At 38.3% G+C, this 7,122-nt stretch carries 9 protein-coding genes; all 9 read left to right on the top strand.

Annotated features, from left to right (window positions below; genetic code table 11):
* Positions 1 to 667 precede the first annotated feature (667 nt).
* A complete protein-coding gene (locus tag PLK24_RS06355) occupies positions 668 to 1,150 on the top strand; it encodes an adenosine-specific kinase (RefSeq protein WP_324477397.1) in 483 nt (160 codons plus the stop codon).
* A 29-nt stretch (positions 1,151 to 1,179) separates the two neighbouring features.
* A complete protein-coding gene (locus PLK24_RS06350; protein WP_324477395.1) occupies positions 1,180 to 1,677 on the top strand; it encodes a nitroreductase family protein in 498 nt (165 codons plus the stop codon).
* A gap of 18 nt (positions 1,678 to 1,695) precedes the next feature.
* Entirely contained in the window at positions 1,696 to 2,175 is a 480-nt protein-coding gene (locus tag PLK24_RS06345) for a metallophosphoesterase (RefSeq protein WP_324477393.1), read from the top strand.
* A 241-nt stretch (positions 2,176 to 2,416) separates the two neighbouring features.
* Positions 2,417 to 3,079, top strand: coding sequence for a phosphate signaling complex protein PhoU (phoU, locus tag PLK24_RS06340; RefSeq protein ID WP_324477391.1), 663 nt, complete (start codon positions 2,417 to 2,419; stop codon positions 3,077 to 3,079).
* Positions 3,063 to 3,674, top strand: coding sequence for a pyruvate kinase alpha/beta domain-containing protein (locus PLK24_RS06335; RefSeq protein WP_324477389.1), 612 nt, complete (start codon positions 3,063 to 3,065; stop codon positions 3,672 to 3,674). Before phoU ends, PLK24_RS06335 begins: the two co-directional genes overlap by 17 nt.
* 67 nt (positions 3,675 to 3,741) lie before the next feature.
* Positions 3,742 to 4,179, top strand: a complete 438-nt coding sequence (locus PLK24_RS06330) for an OsmC family protein (RefSeq protein WP_324477387.1) — start codon at positions 3,742 to 3,744, stop codon at positions 4,177 to 4,179.
* A gap of 452 nt (positions 4,180 to 4,631) precedes the next feature.
* On the top strand, positions 4,632 to 5,669 hold the full coding sequence (locus PLK24_RS06325; protein WP_324477385.1) for an alcohol dehydrogenase catalytic domain-containing protein: 1,038 nt from the start codon (positions 4,632 to 4,634) through the stop codon (positions 5,667 to 5,669).
* A gap of 2 nt (positions 5,670 to 5,671) precedes the next feature.
* Positions 5,672 to 6,721, top strand: coding sequence for a galactitol-1-phosphate 5-dehydrogenase (locus PLK24_RS06320; protein ID WP_324477383.1), 1,050 nt, complete (start codon positions 5,672 to 5,674; stop codon positions 6,719 to 6,721).
* Between the two features lie 61 nt (positions 6,722 to 6,782).
* A partial coding sequence (locus tag PLK24_RS06315; protein ID WP_502876042.1) for a ribulose-phosphate 3-epimerase occupies positions 6,783 to 7,122 on the top strand: 340 nt, incomplete at its 3' end.

Here is a 7,122-nt window from a genome sequence, read left to right as displayed (position 1 = left end):
TGTAAAATATTAACATAAGTGGGGGTAAATAATTTACAGAATAATTGTGACACAGTCTGATTGCGAGGAGAAAAGTGACATGGCAATCTCATCCGCCCACTCCGTCATTCTGAGGAGTTATTGTGCGACGTGAGAATCTCATTTTTTTATTCATTTTCTGTATAATTTTCTCAGGATATAGAGGAAAACCAAAAGGCACCCTACCCGCCGCGAAAGCGGCACCAGATGAAGATGAAAATGAGTTAACCCCTCACTCTGACCCTCTCCCACAAAGGGGCGAGGAAAAAATAAATAAAAGGATTAAATGGTTCTTTCTCCCTTGATGGGAGAAGGTGAGGATGAGGGTGAAGGCCTGGAATGAGATCCTGGTTAGTTGCTCAACATGATTTACCAATAAAAAATCATTCCGTTGTTCTCGGGATAGACCTTCATGCTACTTAGCAACACCAGGTGAGAATGAAAAACCAAGATTCGACAGGCCACAGCATGTCGCTACATTAATTAAAGAATGGGTACAATACATTGTGGCCCCTACATTTTTAAATCTATTGTAGGGGCTTGATTTCTCGTATCTGAAAATTTATAAAACAAGCTAAAAACTATTAAAAAATCAAAAGATAAAATTACCATAACAAGTAACCAAAAGAAAACGAAGGAGGTAAAAAAGTTGGAAATTGAATTGATAACCATAGAAAATGATAAACTCCATAATTTTATATTAGGTCAAACTCACTTTATTAAAAGTGTTGAAGATATCTATGAAGCAGTTATTGGTTCTTCTTCATCAATTAAATTCGGCTTGGCTTTTTGTGAAGCTTCGGGTCCCTGTTTGATTCGTTGTGAGGGGAATGATGCTGAACTTATCGATTTAGCAGTAAAAAATGCTTTGAAATTGGGTTGTGGTCATAGTTTCATTCTATTTTTAAAAGACGGATATCCAATCAATATTTTAAATGCTTTGAAGATGGTTCCTGAGGTGTGTAGGATATTTTGTGCCTCGGCGAATCCCTGTGAGGTGATCATAGCCCAATCTCAACAGGGTCGTGGAATTATGGGGATAATTGATGGTTTTCAACCCAAAGGGGTAGAAAGTGAAAAAGACAAAATAGAACGTCAGGAACTTCTTCGAAAATTTGGATATAAACGATAATAAATACTAAAAACGAAAGGAGTGGAAGCATGGATACTATAGAAGCACTGAAAACAAGACGATCAATCCGTCGTTACTTGAACAGACCAGTTGAAAAAGAAAAAATTGAAACCATCATAGATTGTGCCCATTTAGCTCCAACTGCGATCAATATTCAGCCTTGGGAATTTATTGTTTTAACCGATCCTAAAATTAAAAAAGCGGTTGCGGATGAAACTGATTATGGAAAGTTTATTAAAGATGCACCGGTGGCAATTATCGTTCTATGTAAAAATGTAAAATATTATCTTGAGGATGGCTGTGCAGCCACCACCAACATTGTAAATGCTGCTCATGCATTGGGTTTGGGAACCTGCTGGATCGCAGGAGATAAAAAACCCTATGCCGAAAAGATTCTTGAAATAATACGAGCACCGAAAGATTGCCGGTTGGTGAGTCTTATTTCCATGGGTTATCCTATGAAAACATCTCCAAGTAATCAGACAAAAAGACCGCTCAATGAAGTTATACACTGGGAATCATTTTAAACAAGGGAGTCTAAGGCAATGAAAATAGGTATACTTTCTGATTCTCACGATGCTTTGTTGAAAATTCGAAAAGCAGTTCAAATTTTCACTGAAAAAAAAGTTGATGGAATCATCCATGGAGGTGATTTTGTAGCTCCTTTTTCTGTAGCTATATTATCTGAGCTCACTATTCCTTGGTGGGGAGTATTGGGGAATAATGATGGAGAAGTTGTGGGAATATTTCAGAAATCCAAGGGATTAATCCATTCCTATTATCAGGAGATAAAATTCAATGCCTATCGCATATGGGTTTCTCATTATTATCAGCCTGCCGAACTGGCTTTTCAATCAGGGAGATATGACCTCTCAATATTTGGTCATACTCATGAAAAAAAGTTACAGGAAGAAAAAGGACGATTTTTACTAAATCCCGGGGAAAGTTGTGGTCTGCTCTCCGGGGTAGCTTCGATTGCAGTATGTGATTTAAAGAATAAAGAAGTCGAATTTATTGAAATTTAAATTTCTTGGAATGATTGATGAATTCTTTGGTTTTAATGTGTTGTTAGGTTTTTTCCCTTCTATTGATAAGCGGTGAATTGAAAAAATATCTTAAAACGTATATTATGCTTATAACCTTATTAAAATGAGTTACTCTATCTATAATTGGCTTTTAACTGAAGGAGATGAGATGGTGAGATTGATAAGATAAGGCACCTGGGATGATCTATGGTGGAAAATTATTATTTCAGGAGGAGAACCAATGGAGATAATTCGAGGTCATTTTACCCGTCAACTAAGAGAAGTCCAGGAAGATCTGGTAAATATGACCCAGGCTGCTAAAAAGATGTTACAAATGTCGATTGAATCGCTTCAAGAAAGAGATGTAGCTAAGGCAAAAGAAGTTATTTCGCTGGATGACATCGTCGACTCATATAATTATAAGATAGAAGACAAATGTCTGAGAATGATTGCTCTCCAACAGCCGGTGGCCAAAGATTTACGAGTTATAGCCGCTGTAATGAAGATCATTACCGACGTAGAAAGAATAGGTGATTATTCAATTGATATCGCCAAATTTAGCATTCGTCTTGCCGATAAACCACTTTTTAAACCACTCATTGATGTTCCAAAAATGGCTGATATCGTAGTAAAAATGTTAGAAGAAACCTCGGCAACTTTTATTCAAAAAGATTTGAATGTTGTACAAAAAGTTGTCGAGGATGACGATAAAGTTGATACTCTGTATCGAGCAGTCCATGAGGAAGTTGTCAATTATATTGAAAAAGATCCTTCAGTTACCAGGCAGGCTATTTGGATTCTTATGATCGCCCGTTATTTAGAAAGAATTGGGGATCATATCACTAATATTACAGAGCGGATTTATTATATGGAAACCGGAGAGATGATTGAACTTCATCAATAAAAAAGAGATGATGAACAGGTTACACGAAAAGACTATATATTATTTTTCCCAGCCTGGTAAAGAAAATACTCAAAAAACGTTAGAATTAGCCGTTGAAAGGGCTTTATTGCTTCAATTAGAAGCAATACTGGTTGCGACAAAAAGCGGTGAAACGCCATTGCGTTTGGCAGAGGTAGCCCAGGCTTTCCGCTTTGCAGGAAGAATAATTGCCGTGACCTATCATCAGGGATTTTTTGATAATGAGACCTTATTGATTTCAAAAGAGAATCAGAAGCTGCTTGCCGAGAAAAATATTCCCATAGTGATGTCATCTCACGCCCTGAGTGGAGTGAGTCGGTCTTTTCGAGAGAAATTCGGTGGGATTAGCATTCCAGAAATTATTGCCGAAAGCTTCCGGAGAATATCCCAAGGTTTCAAAGTCGCAGTTGAAATCTCCATCATGGCTGCTGATGCTGGTATGATTTCATCAAAACAAGATGTAGTAGCAGTTGGTGGGCAAAGCCGGGGAGCAGATACTGCTTTGGTATTAAGACCGGCACATCAAAATTCTTTTCTAGATTTAAAAATAAAGGAAGTTATCTGTTTTCCTTCTTAAAAACTTCATTGGTTAACGAATAAGGTTGGGGAATTAGGGAATTCTTATGCAAAAGGAGGAATAACACATGGTAACGACTTTTAAAGCGACTGGACATTGGGATGGATGTTTGAGAATAAAATCAATAGTGCGTGATTTTTCACTTGCCTATGATGAGCCGCCTTCTCTTGGTGGCGAAGATACCGCTCCCAATCCAGTTGAAGCAATACTCTCGTCTTTAGTTGGATGTTTAGGTATTGTTGCTTGTGTAGTGGCTAATGAGAAAAAGATACCTTTTGAAGGGATTGATATTAGTGTTGAAGGCGATCTTGACCCAAGAGGATTTATGGGACAAGATAAAAATGTCAGACCTGGAATGCAGTCTATTCGATATAATATCAAAGTCAAAGGAAATTTAAGCGATACACAGCTGAAAGAATTTTTAGAGGAAATTGAAAAAAGATGTCCAGTATCCGATACTTTGAAAAATGGAACAAGTGTGACTGGAAGAATTGGAAAAGTATAGTATGCCTTTGAAATAACAGTGTTTGAAATATTGAAAATCTTTAATTTTCTAAAAACTGATTTAAATTAAATTGTAGTTCAATTGGTATGTCATAGCCGGAGGTGCGAATTGTAATTCGTTTTTTTAGCCAGAGGGAATCGTACCCTCTGGCTTTTTATTTTCAAACCAAATTGATTAAAACAATTTTAATCTTGGGATATTACGTAGAAACTAAAAAAGTTCGCCAGATTTATATGTTATATTAGGTTAATAAGAGTTTAAAACCGGTTGTGAAATCTGAAAAGGATGAAAAGTAACATTCGGTGATGGAGATTACAGGAGAGTTTTTCCTGTGCTTTTAGGGAGTTTATTTACCTTTTGTTGACCAATACTTGAGATTCCATTTGCTCCTATCTGTCACCCCCTTTTTTATTATCGTTAATGAATTTAAAAATAAATAATGGAGGAATCACATGAAAGCTGCTGTCTTAGAAGGAATTGATCAATTGGTGGTTAAAGAGGTGCCAGATTATAAAGTTGGACTAGGAGAAGTTCTGGTTCGAGTCAAAACTTGTGCAGTTTGTGGATCTGACCTACGAATTATGCATTCGGGAAATCCTCGGGTTAAGTATCCTCAAATAGTCGGACATGAAATCGCTGGAGAAGTTGTTGAAGTGGGAGCTGGTGTTGAACGGTTAGGGGTTGGAGATCGAGTAGCCGTCGGTGCTGATGTTCCTTGTGGGAAATGCTATTGGTGCCAGAATGGCATGGGAACCAACTGTGCTATCAATTATGCAGTCGGTTATCAATTTCCTGGTGGGTTTGCAGAATATATCCTTTTGAACGAACTCACTGTAAACCAACAAGTCGTCAACCTAATACCCGATACTTTATCTTTTGATGAAGCCAGTCTGGCAGAACCATTAGCCTGTGCTATAAATGGTTTGGAGATGAGTCAGTTGGGAGTTGGAGATACCCTTTGTATAATAGGGGCTGGTCCGATTGGTTGCATGATGATCGAGTTAGGACGACATATGGGAGCAACCAATATCGTTGTTATCCAAAGGTCGCAAAAGCGTTTGGATATGGCTAAAAAATATTGCGCCGATCATTACTTCCTCAGCAATGACCCTGATATAGAAGCCAAGGTAAAAGGAGTTACTAAGGGTGAAGGACCAGATGTCATTATGATTACCTGTGCATCTCCTGACGCCCAAGAACAATCCCTCCTTTTAGCACGACATCGAGCACGAATAAATTTTTTTGGTGGTTTGGCTTCAACCGCCAGAAAACTCAACATATCCAGTAATCTTATTCATTATAAAGAACTTAACGTATTAGGAAGTCATGGTAGCCTACCTCGTCATCATAAAAAAGCTATCCAAATCATTGATAAAAGAATGGTTCATACCGAACAATACATTACTCATCGGTTCCCTTTGGATCAAATTCATGAAGCTTTCCATGCTGCTGAATCAAGAGAAGGATTGAAAGTGGTGGTGAACCCTTAAAGATGGATACCATGAAAGCATTAGTTCTGTTGAAAAAGGGTGATATTCAATTCCTAAGCGTTCCCAAACCAAAACCAGCGAGAGGAGAAGCCCTAATACGAGTAAAGGCCTGTGGTATCTGTGGATCTGATATTCCTCGAATTTATGGAGGTATTGCTTATTATTATCCCTCGATACCCGGACATGAGTTTGCTGGTGAAGTTGAGGAAGTTGGCGATCCCAGTTTAGATAAGAATTGGGTTGGAAAAAGAGTGACGGTTTTTCCTTTGATTCCCTGCTATAATTGTCGTTTATGCCAGATCGGGTTATATGAAATGTGTGAAAATTATGGGTATATTGGATCGCGACGTGACGGAGCTTTTGCTGAATATGTTACTGTTCCGGTAGCCAATTGTATGGATCTCCCCGGAAAGGTTTCTTATGAATCGGGGGCATTCAGCGAACCGGCGGCAGTAACCCTGCATGCTCTACGGAGGTCATCGATACCATTCGGAAAAACTGTTGCTGTTTTTGGGTTGGGTCCCATTGGAGTACTTTTCGGAATCTGGGCAAAAATTTCAGGAGCCAGGCGTTTGATCGGTTTCGATATCGATCAAAAAAAAGTTGATTTTGCCCGGGAAAATGGTTTTAATGAGGCAATGATTCCCGAACCAGAAAAATTAGAAAAAGCCGTGGAAAATTATACCGAAGCCGGTGGTTTCGATCTCACTTGTGAAGCTTCGGGAAGCAACCGAGCCTTAGTTCAATCCATAAAAATAACTCACAAGTTTGGCGAGGTCCTGCTCTTGGGAAACCAGGAACGGGATGTTACCTTAACCCCTAAAGAGATGAGCCTTATTTTGAGAAAACAGCTGACGTTACATGGGACCTGGAATTCTCGATTTACTCATATTGGATCAGATTGGAAGGCAGTTCTGGAATTTGAGAATTCTGGCCAAGCTAATTTTAAACCTTTCATTTCTCATCGTCTTACCTTGGAAGAAGCTCCTGAGTTTATCCAGCTGATGAGAGATAAAAAAGTATTCTACAACAAAGTTCTCATCATTCCCTGATAAACCAATTCACAAAAATATTAATGACTCAACTAAAAATACTGAAGGAGGAAAGTCAGTCATGAATGAGCAAATGATAAAAATTAGTGCATCCTTGGATTGTGCTAATTATTTAGATTTGTTATCGGATATTCGAAAGTTAGAAAAAGGTGGAGTCAACATGCTCCACTTGGATATCATGGATGGACATTTTGTACCAAATTATGCTCTGGGTACCAATTTACTCCGAAAACTTCGTCCCCAAACCAAACTTCTGTTTGATGTTCATTTCATGACCAGTAATCCTGAAGTGTCAATTCCCATTTTTGCCGACTTGGGTGCGGATATCATTACTTTTCATGTTGAAACCACATCTCGTCTTCATCAGATGGTCAGTTCTATAAAAAATTTAGGGAAAAAGG

It is taken from the genome of Atribacter sp. (assembly GCF_035418125.1).
In the GTDB taxonomy this organism is placed as follows: domain Bacteria; phylum Atribacterota; class Atribacteria; order Atribacterales; family Atribacteraceae; genus Atribacter; species Atribacter allofermentans.
The sequence above is the reverse complement of the archived record's forward strand: the minus strand, read 5'-3'. Positions and strand labels throughout refer to the sequence as shown.

What these genes read in the sequence shown, in the direction of transcription:
- PLK24_RS06350 (WP_324477395.1), top strand. Translation starts at nt 1,180, where the DNA reads ATGGATACTATAGAAGCACTGAAAACAAGACGATCAATCCGTCGTTAC.
- PLK24_RS06325 (WP_324477385.1), top strand. Translation starts at nt 4,632, where the DNA reads ATGAAAGCTGCTGTCTTAGAAGGAATTGATCAATTGGTGGTTAAAGAG.
- PLK24_RS06330 (WP_324477387.1), top strand. Translation starts at nt 3,742, where the DNA reads ATGGTAACGACTTTTAAAGCGACTGGACATTGGGATGGATGTTTGAGA.
- PLK24_RS06345 (WP_324477393.1), top strand. Translation starts at nt 1,696, where the DNA reads ATGAAAATAGGTATACTTTCTGATTCTCACGATGCTTTGTTGAAAATT.
- phoU (WP_324477391.1), top strand. Translation starts at nt 2,417, where the DNA reads ATGGAGATAATTCGAGGTCATTTTACCCGTCAACTAAGAGAAGTCCAG.
- PLK24_RS06320 (WP_324477383.1), top strand. Translation starts at nt 5,672, where the DNA reads ATGGATACCATGAAAGCATTAGTTCTGTTGAAAAAGGGTGATATTCAA.